Below are 15,732 nucleotides of genomic sequence, written 5' to 3' on the forward strand. Positions count from 1 at the left end.
GGGCCGTGGTCGTCGCTGTCAGCTCAGCGCGATCGGACGCCGGGACATCCCGGCGTGGTCGTGATCGAGCTCGGCATCATGCCCACGAGGTTAGGCCGCGCCGCCGCGCGCGGCGAGCCAGTTTTCGGCGAGGAGCTGATAGAGGTGGTGGTCCTGCCAGTCGCCGGCGATCCGCAGATAGCGCGGGGCCGTGCCGAAACGCTGGAAACCGTTACGCTCCAGGACCCGCTGCGAGCGGACGTTGTGCAGTAGCGTGCCCGCCTCCAGCCGGTGCAGGCCGTAGGTGGTGAACGCCTGCTCGGCCACCGCGGCCACGGCGGCGCTCGCCACCCCGCGCCCGGCGACCGCCGCGGCCACCCAGTAGCCGAGGTTCGCCGACAGGAACGCCCCGTGCACGACGTTGGAGAGGTTGACCCGGCCGACGATCCGGCCGTCCTCGACGATCGCGTGCGGCAGCGCGTTGCCCTGGCGCAGCGTGTCGGAAATGATCTGCCACTGGCCCGCGGTGGTGTAGAACTCCTCCGGCCGCTCCGGGTCCCAGGGCGCCAGGTGCTCCCGGTTGGCCCGCACCAGGACGGCCAGCTCCTCGGCGTCCGCCGGGCTGATCAGACGGATGGTGATCATGCGGCCGGCACCGTCACCCAGGCGATCACCGCACGGTGATCCGACTCGGCGACCGGATAGACCTTCACGTCCCTCACCCCGATCCGCTCGTCCACCAGCACGTGGTCGATGGTGACCGGCGGGATCGGATCCCCGTCGTACGGCCCCCAGCTGCCCACCAGGCCCTCGCCGACGGTGTCGGCGGCGTCCCGGTAGCCGGTGCCGATCAGATCGCGCAGCTGCCGGTGGTCGAGCGTCGCGTTGAAGTCGCCCATCAGGATCTTCGGCAGCCCGCCCTCGGCCGGCACCTGCTCCCGCAGATCGGTGGACCAGCCGGGGACCCGGTCGCGCTCCGACGGGGCGAGCGGGTGCACCGACTCGACGTAGATCGTCCCGGCGCCCGGCACCTGGACGGCGGCGTGGGCCTGCTGGAAGCCACCGGTGTTGCGCTTGGCGGCCTGCTCGGCGAACGGGTAGCGGGAGTAGAGGCCGGAGCCGCTCGCACCCCACTCCGGGGCGAACTGGCGGTTGGGCAGGATCTCCTCGAGACCGGCCACCTGCAACGCGTTCTGCCCGCGCTCGGTGAACTCCTGCACGGCCAGCACATCCACCCGCTGCTCCCGGACCAGCTTCACGATCACCTCCGGGTCGGCGCCGCTGAACAGCAGGTTCGCCGTCATCACCCGCAACTCGACGCCGCCGGCCGGGCCCTTGTCCGAATCGGGCAGGGCGCGCGGCACCACGGCCACCGCGAAACCGAACGCGATCAGCGCCGCCACGGCGGCGGCCGCCCATCGGCGGGCGATCAGCGACGCGGCGAGCGGGACCAGGGTCCACACCGCGACGTACGGCGTGAACGCCAGGAACATGACCCAGTGGCCGGCCTCCCACCCGAAGGTGCGCCCCAGCAGCCAGACGGCGGCCGGGATCAACGACAACCAGAGCAGGACCGTGAGAACGATGCGGCGGCGCCGGGCCGGGCGTGCCGCCGGCGGCACGTCGGTGATCGTCATGGCCGCGACGTTATCCGCCCGCCGCCACCGCCCGGCGGTCAACGCGGTCCACGTCACATCATCGACGACGGTGGCCGCCGCCCGGGACGATGCGGCCCCGGGCGGCGCACCGTCAGACCTCGGCGTCGGCCAGGTCGCCGAACTCGGCCAGCTCGTCCCGGATCACCGCGCCGTCACCCTCGACGACCAGGGTCAGCCGGTCGGTCGACAGATGGTCGGCGGCCGCCCGCGACACCTGCTCGACGGTCGCCTCCAGATACTCCCGGCGCAGCGTCTCGTAGTAGTCGTCGGGCAGGCCGTGCACCACCAGGGTGGCCAGCGCGCCGGCGATCGCGCCCGGCGTCTGCATCTCCACCGACAGCTGGCCGGCCCGCCAGGAACGCGCCACCTCCAGCTCCGCCTCGGTCACCCCCTCGGCCTCGGTACGCGCGATCTCGCCGAGGGTGTCCCGGATCGCCGGGGCGGTCACCGCGGTCTGCACCCCGGCGGCCACCTCGAAACGGCCGGACCGGCGGGTCATCGCGTACGAGCCGCGGATGCCGTACGTGTACCCCTTCACCTCGCGGATCAGGTGGTTCAGCCGGGACGTGAAGGCGCCGCCCAGCACGGTCGCGGCCAGCGTCATGGGCACGTAGTCGGGGGTCGCCCGCTCCGGCGCCCGGTGCCCCAGCCGCAGCGTCGACTGCACCGAGCCGGGCCGGTCCACCAGGATCGTGCGGCGCCGGTCGGGCAGCACCACGCCGAGCGGGCCCGCCGGCTCCAGCGGCTCCCCCGAGGTGCCCTCGAAGGCTGCCTCGGCGAGCGCATCCAGGTCCAGCCCGTCCAGGTCACCGGCGACCAGCAGCACGCCCGGCCGCAGCAGCCACGCCTCGTGGAAGGCCAGCACGTCCTCCACCGTCACCGCGGCCACCGAGGTGGGGTCGCCGTGCAGCGGGCGGCTGTACCGCCCGTCGGCGCCGAACAGGTCGCCGCGCAGGGTCGCGTCGGCCCGCGGACCGGGCTGCGCCCAGTCCATCCGCAGCGCGGTCACCTCGTCGTCGCGGACCCGGGCCACGTCCGCCGGGTCCAGCTTCGGGGTCCGGGCGGCCTCCGCGGCCAGACGGACCGCGCCGGCCAGCAGCGGGCCGGGCGCCGACACGCCGACCCGGAAGGCGTCCCAGTCCACCGACGGGACGAGCTCCGCGCCCAGGCCCTCCAGCGCCAGGGCGTACGCCGCCGAGTCACGCTTGCGGGTGCCCTCCTCCATCGACTTGGCGAGCACCGTGGCGGTGCCCTCCCGGCCGTCGGTCTCCCGGGCGGCGCCGGCGTCCAGCAGCAGGACGGCGCTGGCCAGGATCTGGCCCGGCAGATGGGCGGCGATCACGGTGCCGCCGTGCGCGGAGATCCGGCGGACGGCCGGGAACGCGTACGGCCGGGCGGCGCCCGGGGCCGGGCGGGACGTGACGAGGGTCATGACGGCTCCCCGGGAAGGTAGGTGAGGGTGACACGGGACTCGGGGCGCAGCACTTCCTTCGCCGCCGCGGTGAGGTCCTCGGCGGTGACGGCCAGCCACTGCGACAGGCGCTCGGCGGCCGCGGCCGGGTCACCGAACTGGGTGGCGTACCGGCCGAGGGTGTCGGCCCGGCCGCCGGCCGTGGACACCTGCCGCCACCAGGCGGTGGTGAGCAGCGCCTTGGCACGGTTCAGCTCGTCGTCGGTGACCGGCTCGTCGATCAGGCTGCGCATCACGTCGGCCAGGCCCGCCTCCAGGGTCTCCAGGGAGACGCCGTCCTTGGCGGTGGCCGTCACGATCAGCGGGGCGGGGGCGTGTGCCAGGTCCACGCCGTATGCCCCGATGTAGTCGGGCTGGGCGATCCGGGCGCCGTCGGCGAGGCGCTGGTAGAGGCGGCTGCCCCGCCCGTTGCCGAGCACCGTGGCGAGGACGGTCATCGCGTCGTACCCCTTGGTCCCGAACGGATAGGTCCGGTGCGAGAGGTAGATCCGCGGGGCCGGGACCGCGGCCGTCACCTCCTCCCGGGACGGCTCGGCGGCCGGGGAGGGCAGCGTGCCGTCCGGCGCCGGCGGGATGTCCGGCACCGTGGCGATCGCCCCGAAGTACTTCTCCGCCAGCGCGAACACCTCGGCCGCGCCCGCGTCACCGACGACCGTGAGGACCGCGTTGTTCGGCGCGTAGTACTGCTGGTGGAACGCCTTGAAGGTGTCCAGGTCCGCCGCGTTCAGGTCCTCCATCGACCCGATCGTGGCGTGATGGTACGGATGGCCCTGCGGGTAGAGCAGCGGCAGCAGGCGCAGCCAGGCGTCGCCGTAGGGCACGTTCTCGTACCGTTGGCGCCGCTCGTTCTTCACCACCTCGCGCTGGTTGTCCAGCGTCTCCTGGGTGAGCGCCGGGACCAGCCCGCCCATCCGGTCCGCCTCGAGCCACAGCGCCAGCTCCAGATGCTCGGAGGGCATGGTCTCGAAGTAGTTCGTCCGGTCCGGGTTCGTCGTCGCGTTCAGCGAGCCGCCGTTGCCCTGCACCAGCTTCATGTGCTCGGTCTTCTGAACGTGCTGCGAACCCTCGAACATCAGGTGCTCGAAGAGGTGCGCGAACCCGGTCTGACCCGGCGGTTCGTGCCGGGAGCCGACGTCATACCAGAGGTTGACGCAGACGACGGGCGCCGTCCGGTCCTCGCTGACGACGACGCGCAGGCCGTTCGCGAGCCGCGTGGTTTCGATGGGCCACGGATAACCGGTCGTGGCGACCGGTGCGATTGGTGACGTCACCCGACCAATCTTGCCCTGTCCCGGACGATTCCGGCGCGGCCGGATATCAATCTCGATGGCGCATGATCACCGCGGGTGCGATGCTGGGCGCCGTGCCAGAGGACGTGCCCCGGGGAGAATGACCAGATGGCTGACGTATCGATCCGGCCCGGACTGGTCATCCCGGAGGCCGAGCTGAGCTGGCGGTTCTCCCGCTCCAGCGGCCCCGGCGGCCAAGGCGTGAACACCACGGACTCGCGTGTTGAGCTGTCCTGGGACCTGGCCGGGTCCGACCTGCTCTCGCCCGGGTTGAAGGCCAGAGCCGTCGAGCGGTTGGCCGGCCGCCTGGTCACCGGGGTACTGACGATCACAGCGTCGGAGCACCGCTCCCAGCTTCGCAACCGTGAGGCCGCCGAAGCGCGGCTTGCATCAGTCGTCGCGGCGGCCGTCGCGCCGCCGCCCCGTGCCCGCCGAGCGACGAAGCCGACGCGCGGATCGGTCGAGCGGCGCATCGCCGAGAAGAAGCGGCGTGGCCAGGTGAAACGGGGACGACGTGGAGACGTCGACTGAACACACGCGGATGCGCAGAAGCCCCGTCCCACGATTTCCTTGGACGGGGCTTCTGCTCAGTCGAAGAGGGCGATGATCGCGGCTACTGCCGCAACCGCGGCGAGGACTGTGTTTGAGACGGTGAGCGCGTAGGCCCGGCGCGTAAGGCGATCGGTTGCCTCAGCCGCTCGGCGGCGTTCACGACGCTCAAGCTCGTCCACGTAGTAGCTCCTGCCGACAACTGTGTCGGCTGCCTACTCCTGCCGCCTGGACCGTTCCGTTGGCGTTCGTCGTCATGGCGGGCGTCTCCCTGTGCACCGCGGGTCGCGTGCCCGCCGACGTGGGCGCCACGATGTTGCGCCTGCACGCACCCGAGTCCCTGCGGGGTTGAAGCATTTAAGGATCTTTAAGGTACGAACCCCGTCCGCTGGCGAACGAGGCACGTAAACACGGGCATGAGGAGATCACGCAGCAGTGCATACCGGCGGCCGGGCAGTGGACTCACCGGGCGCAACCGCAAGATCGCCATAGGACTTGCCGCTGCGGCTCTGGCCGGCACCGCGTTCGCCGTCAGCACCGGCATGAGCAACGCCGCCACGAACGCCGGAGCCAGCTCCGATAACATCAACGCTTTGGTGCCGGCGCTGGGTTTCAGCCCGGGCAATCCGAACGCGACGGCCGACCGCGTGGGCCCTACCGGGGTGAACGTTCCCGGTCGCTGCCCACCCACTCAAGCCCAAGTGAACGCGCAGGTAGCGCTCAAGAATGCGAACCTTCCGAGTGGAACGGACCTTGAAAGCCGCATCCAACGTTTCGAAAAAACCTTGTCGGCGATTCAAGACTTGAAATGCCCCGCATCTTCCACGACTTTGCTGGGCCGCTTGAATTCCTTGACCGCGCTGCGCGGAAACGCGAACCGCGATAACATCCTGCGTGGTTTGGGTTTGAACGAAACGCCAGCGGATAAAGCCGCGGGGAATGCGGCGCCGCAAAACCCGCCAGCGAATGACGCATCCGGCAACGCCGGAGCCAGCTCCGGTAACATCAACGCTTTGGTGCCGGCGCTGGGTTTCAGCCCGGGCGATCCGAACGCGACGGCCGACCGCGTGGGCCCTACCGGGGTAAACGTTCCCGGTCGCTGCCCACCCACTCAAGCCCAAGTGACCGCGCAGGTAGCGCTCAAGAATGCGAACCTTCCGAGTGGAACGGACCTTGAAAGCCGCATCCAACGTTTTGAAAAGACCTTGTCGGCGATTCAAGACTTGAAATGCCCCGCATCTTCCACGACTTTGCTGGGTCGCTTGAATTCCTTGACCGCGCTGCGCGGAAACGCGAACCGCGATAACATCCTGCGTGGTTTGGGTTTGAACGAAACGCCAGCGGGATAAAGCCGCGGGGAATGCGGCGCCGTAAAACGCGCCAGCGAAACAAGCGGCTCGCAGAGCGGCGCCGCGGACAACGGCAACCTGATCCTTCGCGGATCCTGATCCACCGCACGGAACCGCCTCGCCGGAGGCCCTCGCACCACGGGGGTCTCCGGCGCGTCCGTGTGTGGGCCATGCGCGCGGTGATCTTCGGCTACTTCGGCGACTTCTTCGAGCCGCTGACATCCTCCTCGGCCTGGGTCTGGACCACGGTCCAACCGCGGGCCTTGGCGATGGCTTCGCACGCCTCGATCTGGCGCGCGATGCTGACGGACTCCTCGGCGGCTTGGCTCAGGCGGGTATAGATGGCGACACGGAGGGGCTTTCCGGTGTTCAATCTGCCATCTCCTCAGGTTCAAGATCAACACTCCTGAATCCATGGCCGGGTCGAGCTGTCCTGGGACCTGGCCGGGCCCGACGTGCTCTCCCCCACGCTGCGCGACCGGGCCGTCGAACGCCTCGGCAACCGCCTGGTCACCGGCGTGCTGACCATCACCGCCTCGGAACACCGCTCGCAGCTGCGCAACCGCGAGGCCGCCGAGGCCCGGCTCGCCTCCGTGGCGGCCGCCGCCGTCGCCCCCGCCAGCGCCGCGCCACCAAGCCGACGCGCGGCTCGGTCGAGCGGCGCATCGCCGACAAGAAGCGCCGTGCCCAGGTCAAGCGGGGCCGCGGAGGCAGAGACTTCGATTGACGTCACCCGAAAGGGTGACATGAGACTAGTGTCATGGCGCAACTGGCTGTACGTTAACCCCCATGCCGTCACACCTTCACGAAATACTCATCGAGATGTTTCGGGGACGGCCCTCCCTCGCTGCGGAGCTGCTCGATGGCCCGCTGCACGGAGATCTCCCCGAGTACGACGAGGCGCACCTCTCCTCAGCCGAGCTGACGGATGTCGCACCCACCGAGTACCGCGCCGACGCGGTGATCAGACTGACCCGCGCGGGAGCCGACGTCCTGGCCGTCGTGGTGGAGGTTCAACTCCGGATCGACGCCCGCAAACGACGAAGTTGGCCGGCCTATGTGGCCACTCTGCACGCACGCTTGAGCTGCCCTGTCGCCCTGCTGGTGATATGTCCGGACGGGGGTGTGGCCGACTGGGCCGCCAACCCGATCGAGATCGGCCCACCCGCGTCGAAGGTGGTTCCGGTGGCACTGGGGCCCAATGAGGTTCCCGTCGTCACCGACCCGGCGGCCGCCCAGCGGCTGCCTGAGCTAACCGTGTTGTCCACCCTCGCCCACGCTGACCGCACCGATCCCATTCCGCTGTTCAGGGCCCTGTTCGCAGCCCTCGACGCGGTCGATGTCGACCGTGCGGCTCTATACCATGACTTCATGCTCACGGCGTTGTCAGCCGCAACCCGAAAGCTGCTGGAGGATTTCATGACCACCACCGACTACCCGTACAAGAGTGACTGGGCGCGGCGGCAGTTCGCTGCTGGCAGAGCCGAAGGCAAGACCGAGGGCAAGGCCGAGGGCGAAGCCAGTGCAATCCTCACCGTGCTCGCGACCCGAGGCTTCGACGTCTCCGACGGTGACCGGGCGAAAATCACCGAGTGCACCGACCTGGAGCGGCTCGAGGAATGGCTTCGGCGAGCCGTGACCGCGGAGCGGGTGGAGGATCTGGGGCTGGAAATCCGTTAGGGAAGGCATCAGCCCGGCGGGCGCGCTGCGGCCGTGAGGTCGCAGCGCGCCGCGTGGAGCCGGCGGTTCGGGTGGGTTGCGGTTGATGGCCGGCTCACCCGTACCGGAAAGGGGTCAAAGGACGCGGTGGACCCAGCCGAAGGGGTCTTCGGCGAGGCCTCGCTGGATCTCCACGAGCTGTTTGCGGATGCCCATGGTGACCTCGCCGGGGCCGCCGTCGGCGACGGTGAAGTCGCCGCCCTCGCCGCGGATCGTGCCGATCGGGGTGATCACCGCGGCGGTGCCGCAGGCGAAGGCCTCGCGGACCCGGCCGGAGGCGGCGCCCTCGCGCCACTCGTCGAGGCTGATCGGGCGTTCCTCGACGCGGCGGCCGGCCCGCTGGGCCAGCTTGATCACCGAGTCGCGGGTGATGCCGGGGAGGATGGTGCCGGTCAGCGGCGGGGTGACCAGGGTGCCGTCGTCGAGGACCAGGAAGACGTTCATGCCGCCCAGCTCGTCGATGTACTTCCGCTGCACCGCGTCGAGGTAGACGACCTGGTCGCAGCCGTGTTCGGCGGCTTCGGCCTGCGCCGAGAGGCCGGCCGCGTAGTTGCCGCCGCACTTGGCCGCGCCGGTGCCTCCGGGGGCGGCCCGGGTGAAGTCGGGCGACACCCAGATCGTCACCGGCTTGACGCCGCCGGAGAAGTACGGTCCGACCGGGGAGGCGATGACCAGGTAGAGGTATTCGGTGGCGGGGCGGACACCGAGGAAGACCTCGCTCGCGTAGGCGAACGGGCGCAGGTAGAGGCTGCCCTCCGGGTCCTCGGGGATCCAGCTCCGGTCGATCCGGATGATCTCGTGCAGCGACTGGAGGAACGTCTCGACCGGCAGGGCCGGCATGGCCATCCGCTGGGCGGACAGGTTGAACCGGTTGGCGTTGGCGTCCGGCCGGAACATCGCGACACCGCCGTCGGGCAGCGTGTACGCCTTCAGGCCCTCGAAGATCTCCTGGGCGTAGTGCAGGACGGCGCTGGCCGGGTCCATCGGGATCGGCGCGCGGGCCTCGACGCGGGGTTCGTACCACCCCTTGCCGTCGGCGTAACGCACGGTGACCATGTGGTCGGTGAAGATGCGGCCGAAGCCGGGGTTCGACAGCAGGGCGACGCGGTCGGCGTCGCTCACGGGTGCCGGATTCGGACGAATTTCGAAATTGAGGTTGTCATCACCAGTCATGGCGAATTGACCTGCTTTCCACAGAAGAATACAAGCATGCGGGGGCACCCGTAGTGCCCCATGAATTTACCCCGAACGGCCGTTAACACAACGGCCGCGGGTGACGTGACGGGTGAAGTCCGCTCAGAGGGCGGAGGCGACCCGGTCGCCGACCTCGGCGGTACGCAGCGGCGCGCCCGGAGCACGGGACGCGACCTCGGCCGCGACCGCCTCGGTTACTCGCCGGGCCTCGTCGAGCTTGCCCAGGTGCTCCAGCAGCAGGGCGGCGGACAGGATGGCGGCCGCCGGGTCGGCGATGCCCTTGCCGGCGATGTCCGGCGCGGAGCCGTGCACGGGCTCGAACGTCGACGGGTACTTCCGCTCCGGGTTGACGGAACCGCTGGCCGCCATGCCGATGCCGCCGGTCACGGCAGCGGCGATGTCGGTGAGGATGTCACCGAAGAGGTTGTCGGTCACCACCACGTCGAACCGCTGCGGGTTGCTCACCATGAACATGCTGGCGGCGTCGATGTGCTGGTACTCCGTGGTGACCTCGGGGAACTCCGCGGCGACGGCGGCGAACGCCCGGGACCACAGGTTGCCGGCGTGGGTCAGCACGTTGGTCTTGTGCACCAGGGTGACGTGGCGGCGGTCGCGGCGCTGGGCGCGGGCGAACGCGTCGCGGATGACCCGCTCGACGCCGTGCCGCGTGTTGAGGCTCTCCTCGGTGGCGATCTCGGCGGGGGTGTTCTTGTGCAGAACGCCGCCGGCGCCGACGTAGAGGCCCTCGGTGCCCTCCCGGACCACGACCATGTCGATCTCGCCGGCCTTGACGCCGGAGAGCGGGCTGGTGGTGCCCGGCCACAGCTTGCTGGGGCGGAGGTTCACGTACTGGTCGAAGTCGAAGCGGAGCCTCAGCAGCAGGCCGCGCTCCAGGATGCCCGGCGGGACGCTCGGGTCACCGATGGCGCCCAGCAGGATGGCGTCGTGGCCGGCCAGCTCGTCCTGGACCGCCTGGGGCAGGACCTCGCCGGTGCGGTGGTAGAGGCGGGCGCCGAGGTCGTACTCGTTGTAGTCGACTCCGGGGAGGACCGCATCGATGACCTTGCGGGCCTGCGCGGTCACCTCAGTGCCGATGCCGTCGCCGCCGACAACCGCGATCCGCGCCACGCTCACGTCAACTCTCCCAACACGTCTGGTGAACCCTCGGCCAGGCTACCCGCACGTCCCGAAACACGGAACGGGAGTCCCACCAAGCGAACAGCCCCCTGGCCGCGGCAAACGGTCAGGGGGCTGTGGCGACGAGAAGTCCCGCCGGGATACACACCGCTCGCCCCGGACAGGCGACATCACCCGAAGACGCGCCCACTCGAGACGTGCGGCTGGGACAACGCTAGCGATGCGGACTAATGACGCGCAAGCCGCGCGCCCCGCGTGTCGGGGCTTACTCACTCGGTACGGAGGTCGACCACCGCGGCACGGGACGCGCCGATCTCGGCGGCCACCCGGCCCAGCAGGTCCGGCTCCACCGACGAGTCCACGGTGAGCGTCATCAGCGCCTCGCCGCCGGCCGCGCGGCGGGACACCCGCATGGCCGCGATGTTCACCCCGGCCCGGCCCAGGGTGGTGCCGATCCGGCCGACCACGCCGGGCCGGTCGGTGTAGCGGAAGAACAGCAGCACCCCGCCCAGCGGCAGGTCGAGGTCGAAATCGTCCACCTCGACGAGCGTGGCCGCGGCCCGTCCGGCGACGCTCACGGTGCGGCCGTCCGGCAGGCCGCCGCGGACCCGGATCAGGTCGCCCGGCTCCTCGACGGCCGCCGTCTCCACCGTGACGCCGCGCTCGGCGGCCAGGTGGGGCGCGTTCACGTACGTCACCGGCTCGCTCACCACCGGCGCGAACAGCCCCTTCAGCACAGCCAGTTCGAGGACCGTGACGTCGTGCCCGGCGGCCGCCCCGTGCACCTCGACAGTCACCCGTTCGGGCAGGTGACCGGCCACCGCGGTGAGCACCCGGCCCAGCCGCTCGGCGAGCGGCAGCAGCGGGCGGACGTCCTCGTCGACCGGCCCTCCGGCGCGGACGTTCACGGCATCCGGGACGAACTCGCCGCGCAGCGCCAGGCGTACGCTGCGGGCCACCGCGAGGCCGGCCTTGTCCTGCGCCTCCACGGTCGACGCGCCCAGATGCGGGGTGACCACCACGTTGTCCAGGGCGAACAGCGGTGACTCGGTGAGCGGTTCGGTCTCGAACACGTCCAGCCCGGCGCCGGCCACCCGCCCGTCGGCGAGGGCCTCGGCCAGCGCCCGCTCGTCGACCAGCCCACCCCGGGCCGCGTTGACGATCCGCACCCCCGGTTTGACCAGCGCCAGTTCCTTCTCCCCGATCAAACCCACGGTCTCCGGGGTACGGGGAAGGTGCACCGAGATGAAGTCACTCTCCCGGAGCAGCTCCTCCAGGGTGACGAGCCGGACCCCGAGCTGGGCGGCACGGGCCGGCTGCACGTACGGGTCGTACGCGACCAGGCGTACCCCGAAGGCGGCCATGCGCTGCGCGAAGAGGACGCCGATCCGGCCCAGCCCGACCACCCCGACGATCTTGCCCTGCACCTCGACGCCGGTGTAGGCGGAGCGCCGCCAGGCGCCCGCCTTGAGCGCGGCGCTCGCCGCGGCGGTGTGCCGGGCCACCGCCAGCAGCAGCGCGACGGCCTGCTCGGCGGCGGAGACGATGTTGCTGGTGGGCGCGTTGACGACGAGCACCCCGCGGGCGGTGGCGGCGGGGACGTCGACGTTGTCCAGGCCGACGCCGGCGCGGGCGACGACTCTCAGGCGCTGCCCGGCGGCCAGGACCGGCGCGTCGATGCGGGTGGCGCTCCGGATGATCACCGCGTCGGCGTCGGCGAGGGCTTCCGCCAATGCCGCCCGATCCGTCCCGTCGACCTGTCTGACCTCGAAGTCCTCAGCCAGCACGTCGAGTGCGGCCGCTGCCAGTTCCTCGGTGACGAGCACTACGGGACTCATGGACTTCGATACTAAAGGCCCGGCCGGTAATCCGGCCGGGCCTTCAATCGTGAATGAATCAGGCGGTCTCGGTGATCGGCCGGTCCACCCAGCTCATCATGCCGCGCAGCTTCGCACCGGTGATCTCGATCGGGTGCTTGGCGGCCTCCTCGCGGAACTTCTTGAGCTCCGGCGCGCCGGCGTCGTCGTCCGCGATCAGGCGGCGGGTGAACTCGCCGGACTGGATGTCGGCGAGGATCTTCTTCATCTCCTCCTTGACCGACGCGTTGATCACGCGCGGGCCGGAGACGTAGTCACCGAACTCGGCGGTGTCCGAGACGCTGTAGCGCTGGCGGGCGATGCCGCCCTCGTACATGAGGTCGACGATCAGCTTGAGCTCGTGCAGGCACTCGAAGTAGGCGATCTCGGGGGCGTAACCCGCCTCGGTCAGCACCTCGAAACCGGTCTGCACGAGCGCGGACGCGCCACCGCAGAGGACGGCCTGCTCACCGAAGAGGTCGGTCTCGGTCTCCTCCTTGAACGTCGTCTTGATGACACCGGCACGGGTGCCACCGATCGCCTTCGCGTAGGAGAGCGCCAGCGCCTGGCCCTCGCCGGTCGGGTCCTGCTCGACGGCGATCAGCGCGGGGACACCCTTGCCGTCGACGTACTGACGGCGGACCAGGTGGCCCGGGCCCTTCGGGGCGACCATGGCGATGGTCACGTCAGCCGGCGGCTTGATCAGCTCGAAGCGGATGTTCAGGCCGTGGCCGAAGAAGAGCGCCTTGCCCGCGGACAGGTTCGGCTCGATCGACTCGGTGTAGATCTTGCGCTGCGCGGTGTCCGGCGCGAGCACCATGATCACGTCGGCCCAGGCGGCGGCCTCGGCCGGGGTCTTCACGGTGAGGCCCTGCTCCTCGGCCTTCGGGCGGCTCTTCGAGCCCTCCTGCAGACCCACCACGACCTCGACGCCGGAGTCGCGCAGCGACAGCGAGTGGGCGTGGCCCTGGCTGCCGTAGCCGATCACGGCGACCTTCTTGCCCTGGATGATCGACAGGTCGGCGTCGCCGTCGTAGAAAACTTCCGCGGTCATGACTTTCCTTCTTCTCTGGCTTCTTCGGTGAGGATCAGGCGGCGCGGAGCGCGGGGCCCGTGGTGATGGAGCGGGATCCGCGGCCGATGGCCACGAGGCCCGACTGGACCATCTCCTTGATGCCGTACGGCTCGAGGTCGCGCAGCAACGCATCCAGTTTGTCGGGATTACCGGTGGCCTCGATCGTCAGGGTGTCCGGAGCGACGTCGATCACTCGCGCCCGGAACAGCTCGACGGTCTCGAGCACCTGGCTGCGCTGCGCCCGGTCGGCACGCACCTTGACCAGCAGGAGCTCGCGCTGGACCGACTGGGCCGGGTCCAGCTCCACGATCTTCAGGACGTTCACCAGCTTGTTGAGCTGTTTGGTGACCTGCTCCAGCGGGGACGACTCGGCGTCGACCACGATCGTGATGCGGCTGACGTCCGGGTTCTCCGTCTCGCCGACCGCAAGGGAGTCGATGTTGAAGCTGCGCCGGGAGAACAGCCCGCTGACCCGGGCCAGCACACCGGGCTTGTTCTCGACCAGCACGGACAGTGTGTGCTTGTTGCTCATCAGAGGTCGTCCTCGTCAAACGTCGGGCGCACGTCCCGGGCGAACATGATCTCGTCGTTGCTGGTGCCGGCCGCGACCATCGGCCACACCATGGCGTCCTTGCCGACCGTGAAGTCGATGACCACCGGGGCGTCGTTGATCTCCATGGCCTGCTTGATGACCTTGTCGACGTCGTCCTTCGACTCGCAGCGCAGGCCGACGCAGCCGAGCGCCTCGGCCAGCTTCACGAAGTCCGGGATCCGGTGCTTGTGCGTGCCCAGCTCGGTGTTCGAGTAGCGGCCGTCGTAGAACAGGGTCTGCCACTGCCGGACCATGCCCAGGTTGCCGTTGTTGATCACGGCGACCTTGATCGGGATGCCCTCCAGGGCGCAGGTGGCCAGTTCCTGGTTGGTCATCTGGAAGCAGCCGTCGCCGTCGATCGCCCACACCGTGGTGCCCGGCTGCGCGACCTTGGCGCCCATCGCGGCCGGAACCGCGTAGCCCATGGTCCCGGCGCCGCCCGAGTTGAGCCAGGTGCCCGGCTTCTCGTACTTGATGAACTGGGACGCCCACATCTGGTGCTGGCCCACGCCGGCGCAGTAGATCGCGTCCGGGCCGACGATCTCGCCGAGCCGCTCGATCACGTACTGCGGGGCCAGGGTGCCGTCGGTCGGCTCCTCGTAGCCCAGCGGGTAGCGCTCACGGATGTCGTTCAGGGTCGACCACCAGGCCGCGTACTGGTCGGTGCCGCCGGCTGTGGAGGAGACCGCCGCGATCAGCTCGTCGATCACGTGCCGGGCGTCGCCGACGATCGGGACGTCCGCGTGCCGGTTCTTGCCGATCTCGGCCGGGTCGATGTCGGCGTGCACGATCTTGGCGTCCGGGGCGAACGAGTCCAGCTTGCCGGTGACCCGGTCGTCGAAGCGGGCGCCCAGGGTGACCAGCAGGTCCGCCCTCTGCAAGGCGTACACCGCCGGGACCGTGCCGTGCATGCCGGGCATGCCCAGGTGCTGCGGGTGCGAGTCGGGGAACGCGCCGATGCCCATCAGCGTGGTGACCACCGGGATGCCGGTCAGCTCGGCCAGCTTGCGCAGCCCGTCGGTGGCGCCGGCCTTGTGCACGCCGCCGCCCACGTACAGCACCGGGCGCTTGGCCGCGGCGATCAGCCGGGCCGCCTCGCGGATCTGCTTGCCGTGCGGGTGCAGGGTGGGCCGGTAGCCGGGCAGGTCCAGCGCGGGCGGCCACTGGAAGGTGGTCTGCGACTGGAGCACGTCCTTCGGGATGTCCACCAGGACCGGGCCGGGCCGGCCGGTGGCCGCCAGGTGGAACGCCTCGGCCAGGATCCGCGGCAGCTCCTCGGCGTTCTGCACCAGGAAGTTGTGCTTCGTGATCGGCAGGGTGATGCCCTGGATGTCCGCCTCCTGGAAGGCGTCCGTCCCGATGTAGGGCCGGCCGACCTGCCCGGTGATCGCGACGATCGGGACCGAGTCCATGTACGCGTCGGCGATCGGCGTGACCAGGTTGGTGGCGCCCGGGCCGCTGGTCGCGATGCAGACGCCGACCTTGCCGGTGGCCTGCGCGTACCCGGTGGCGGCGTGGCCCGCGCCCTGCTCGTGACGGACCAGGATGTGCCGCACCTTCGAGTCGAACAGCGGGTCGTACGCCGGCAGGATCGCTCCGCCCGGGATGCCGAACGCGACCTCTACCCCGAGGGCCTCGAGCGACCGGACGAGCGCGCCGGCACCGGTGGTGGCTACCGGGGCCACAGTGGTGGAAGCGGTGTTCACGGCCGCCGCGACGGTAGCCGGAGTGACTCGGTGGGCGAGGGATTCAGGAGTGGGTCTCGTCATGGCAGTTCAGACCTTTTCGGGTTGGTCGCACCGGTACTTGAGCAACAAAAAAGGCCCTCGTGCGGGATGCACGGGACCTAGCGCACTCTCCTCAC

At 70.2% G+C, this 15,732-nt stretch carries 14 protein-coding genes and 1 pseudogene; 4 read left to right on the top strand and 11 right to left on the bottom strand.

Annotation, left to right across the window (positions count from 1 at the left end):
• Window positions 1-90: 90 nt before the first annotated feature.
• The 4 genes from BJ964_RS04705 to BJ964_RS04720 form a co-directional block, all read right to left on the bottom strand.
• Window positions 91-624, bottom strand: a complete 534-nt coding sequence (locus BJ964_RS04705) for a GNAT family N-acetyltransferase (RefSeq protein ID WP_188119527.1) — start codon at window positions 622-624, stop codon at window positions 91-93.
• Window positions 621-1,616: an endonuclease/exonuclease/phosphatase family protein gene (locus tag BJ964_RS04710; protein ID WP_188119528.1), complete on the bottom strand. Its 996-nt coding sequence runs from the start codon at window positions 1,614-1,616 to the stop codon at window positions 621-623. The genes BJ964_RS04705 and BJ964_RS04710 overlap by 4 nt, the downstream gene beginning before the upstream one ends.
• 112 nt (window positions 1,617-1,728) lie before the next feature.
• Window positions 1,729-3,069 (bottom strand): M16 family metallopeptidase, encoded by a 1,341-nt coding sequence (locus BJ964_RS04715; RefSeq protein ID WP_188119529.1) that lies wholly within the window; start codon window positions 3,067-3,069, stop codon window positions 1,729-1,731.
• On the bottom strand, window positions 3,066-4,379 hold the full coding sequence (locus tag BJ964_RS04720) for a M16 family metallopeptidase (protein WP_188119530.1): 1,314 nt from the start codon (window positions 4,377-4,379) through the stop codon (window positions 3,066-3,068). The genes BJ964_RS04715 and BJ964_RS04720 overlap by 4 nt, the downstream gene beginning before the upstream one ends.
• A gap of 126 nt (window positions 4,380-4,505) precedes the next feature.
• Between BJ964_RS04720 and arfB the strand changes: the two genes are divergently transcribed.
• Both arfB and BJ964_RS04730 read left to right on the top strand, forming a co-directional pair.
• A complete protein-coding gene (arfB, locus tag BJ964_RS04725; RefSeq protein WP_188119531.1) occupies window positions 4,506-4,928 on the top strand; it encodes an alternative ribosome rescue aminoacyl-tRNA hydrolase ArfB in 423 nt (140 codons plus the stop codon).
• A gap of 434 nt (window positions 4,929-5,362) precedes the next feature.
• A complete protein-coding gene (locus BJ964_RS04730; protein WP_188119532.1) occupies window positions 5,363-6,295 on the top strand; it encodes a hypothetical protein in 933 nt (310 codons plus the stop codon).
• A 190-nt stretch (window positions 6,296-6,485) separates the two neighbouring features.
• Here the strand turns inward: BJ964_RS04730 and BJ964_RS04735 are convergent, their stop codons facing one another.
• A complete protein-coding gene (locus BJ964_RS04735; protein WP_188119533.1) occupies window positions 6,486-6,668 on the bottom strand; it encodes a recombinase family protein in 183 nt (60 codons plus the stop codon).
• Between the two features lie 46 nt (window positions 6,669-6,714).
• Here BJ964_RS04735 and BJ964_RS47775 point away from each other — a divergent pair.
• Window positions 6,715-7,022, top strand: a pseudogene (locus BJ964_RS47775) (aminoacyl-tRNA hydrolase); the annotation flags it as partial.
• Between the two features lie 62 nt (window positions 7,023-7,084).
• Window positions 7,085-7,975 carry an RpnC/YadD family protein gene (locus BJ964_RS04740; protein WP_188119534.1) on the top strand — a complete coding sequence of 297 codons (891 nt, stop codon included), beginning with the start codon at window positions 7,085-7,087 and terminating at the stop codon, window positions 7,973-7,975.
• Between the two features lie 114 nt (window positions 7,976-8,089).
• Here BJ964_RS04740 and BJ964_RS04745 read toward each other — a convergent pair whose 3' ends face one another.
• From BJ964_RS04745 to BJ964_RS04770, 6 genes are all read right to left on the bottom strand, one after another.
• Window positions 8,090-9,187 carry a branched-chain amino acid aminotransferase gene (locus BJ964_RS04745; protein ID WP_188119535.1) on the bottom strand — a complete coding sequence of 366 codons (1,098 nt, stop codon included), beginning with the start codon at window positions 9,185-9,187 and terminating at the stop codon, window positions 8,090-8,092.
• Between the two features lie 123 nt (window positions 9,188-9,310).
• Window positions 9,311-10,336, bottom strand: coding sequence for a 3-isopropylmalate dehydrogenase (locus BJ964_RS04750; RefSeq protein ID WP_188126788.1), 1,026 nt, complete (start codon window positions 10,334-10,336; stop codon window positions 9,311-9,313).
• Between the two features lie 278 nt (window positions 10,337-10,614).
• Entirely contained in the window at window positions 10,615-12,183 is a 1,569-nt protein-coding gene (gene serA / locus BJ964_RS04755; protein ID WP_188119536.1) for a phosphoglycerate dehydrogenase, read from the bottom strand.
• A 58-nt stretch (window positions 12,184-12,241) separates the two neighbouring features.
• Window positions 12,242-13,255 carry a ketol-acid reductoisomerase gene (gene ilvC / locus BJ964_RS04760; protein WP_183216668.1) on the bottom strand — a complete coding sequence of 338 codons (1,014 nt, stop codon included), beginning with the start codon at window positions 13,253-13,255 and terminating at the stop codon, window positions 12,242-12,244.
• 34 nt (window positions 13,256-13,289) lie between these two features.
• Entirely contained in the window at window positions 13,290-13,808 is a 519-nt protein-coding gene (gene ilvN / locus BJ964_RS04765; protein ID WP_188119537.1) for an acetolactate synthase small subunit, read from the bottom strand.
• Window positions 13,808-15,637, bottom strand: coding sequence for an acetolactate synthase large subunit (locus BJ964_RS04770; RefSeq protein ID WP_188119538.1), 1,830 nt, complete (start codon window positions 15,635-15,637; stop codon window positions 13,808-13,810). The genes ilvN and BJ964_RS04770 overlap by 1 nt, the downstream gene beginning before the upstream one ends.
• Between the last annotated feature and the right edge of the window lie 95 nt (window positions 15,638-15,732).

It is taken from the genome of Actinoplanes lobatus (assembly GCF_014205215.1).
GTDB lineage: Bacteria > Actinomycetota > Actinomycetes > Mycobacteriales > Micromonosporaceae > Actinoplanes > Actinoplanes lobatus.

What these genes read in the sequence shown, in the direction of transcription:
- BJ964_RS04705 (WP_188119527.1), bottom strand. Translation starts at nt 624, where the DNA reads ATGATCACCATCCGTCTGATCAGCCCGGCGGACGCCGAGGAGCTGGCC.
- BJ964_RS04710 (WP_188119528.1), bottom strand. Translation starts at nt 1,616, where the DNA reads ATGACGATCACCGACGTGCCGCCGGCGGCACGCCCGGCCCGGCGCCGC.
- BJ964_RS04715 (WP_188119529.1), bottom strand. Translation starts at nt 3,069, where the DNA reads ATGACCCTCGTCACGTCCCGCCCGGCCCCGGGCGCCGCCCGGCCGTAC.
- arfB (WP_188119531.1), top strand. Translation starts at nt 4,506, where the DNA reads ATGGCTGACGTATCGATCCGGCCCGGACTGGTCATCCCGGAGGCCGAG.
- BJ964_RS04730 (WP_188119532.1), top strand. Translation starts at nt 5,363, where the DNA reads ATGAGGAGATCACGCAGCAGTGCATACCGGCGGCCGGGCAGTGGACTC.
- BJ964_RS04740 (WP_188119534.1), top strand. Translation starts at nt 7,085, where the DNA reads ATGCCGTCACACCTTCACGAAATACTCATCGAGATGTTTCGGGGACGG.
- BJ964_RS04745 (WP_188119535.1), bottom strand. Translation starts at nt 9,187, where the DNA reads ATGACTGGTGATGACAACCTCAATTTCGAAATTCGTCCGAATCCGGCA.
- serA (WP_188119536.1), bottom strand. Translation starts at nt 12,183, where the DNA reads ATGAGTCCCGTAGTGCTCGTCACCGAGGAACTGGCAGCGGCCGCACTC.
- ilvC (WP_183216668.1), bottom strand. Translation starts at nt 13,255, where the DNA reads ATGACCGCGGAAGTTTTCTACGACGGCGACGCCGACCTGTCGATCATC.
- ilvN (WP_188119537.1), bottom strand. Translation starts at nt 13,808, where the DNA reads ATGAGCAACAAGCACACACTGTCCGTGCTGGTCGAGAACAAGCCCGGT.
- BJ964_RS04770 (WP_188119538.1), bottom strand. Translation starts at nt 15,637, where the DNA reads ATGACGAGACCCACTCCTGAATCCCTCGCCCACCGAGTCACTCCGGCT.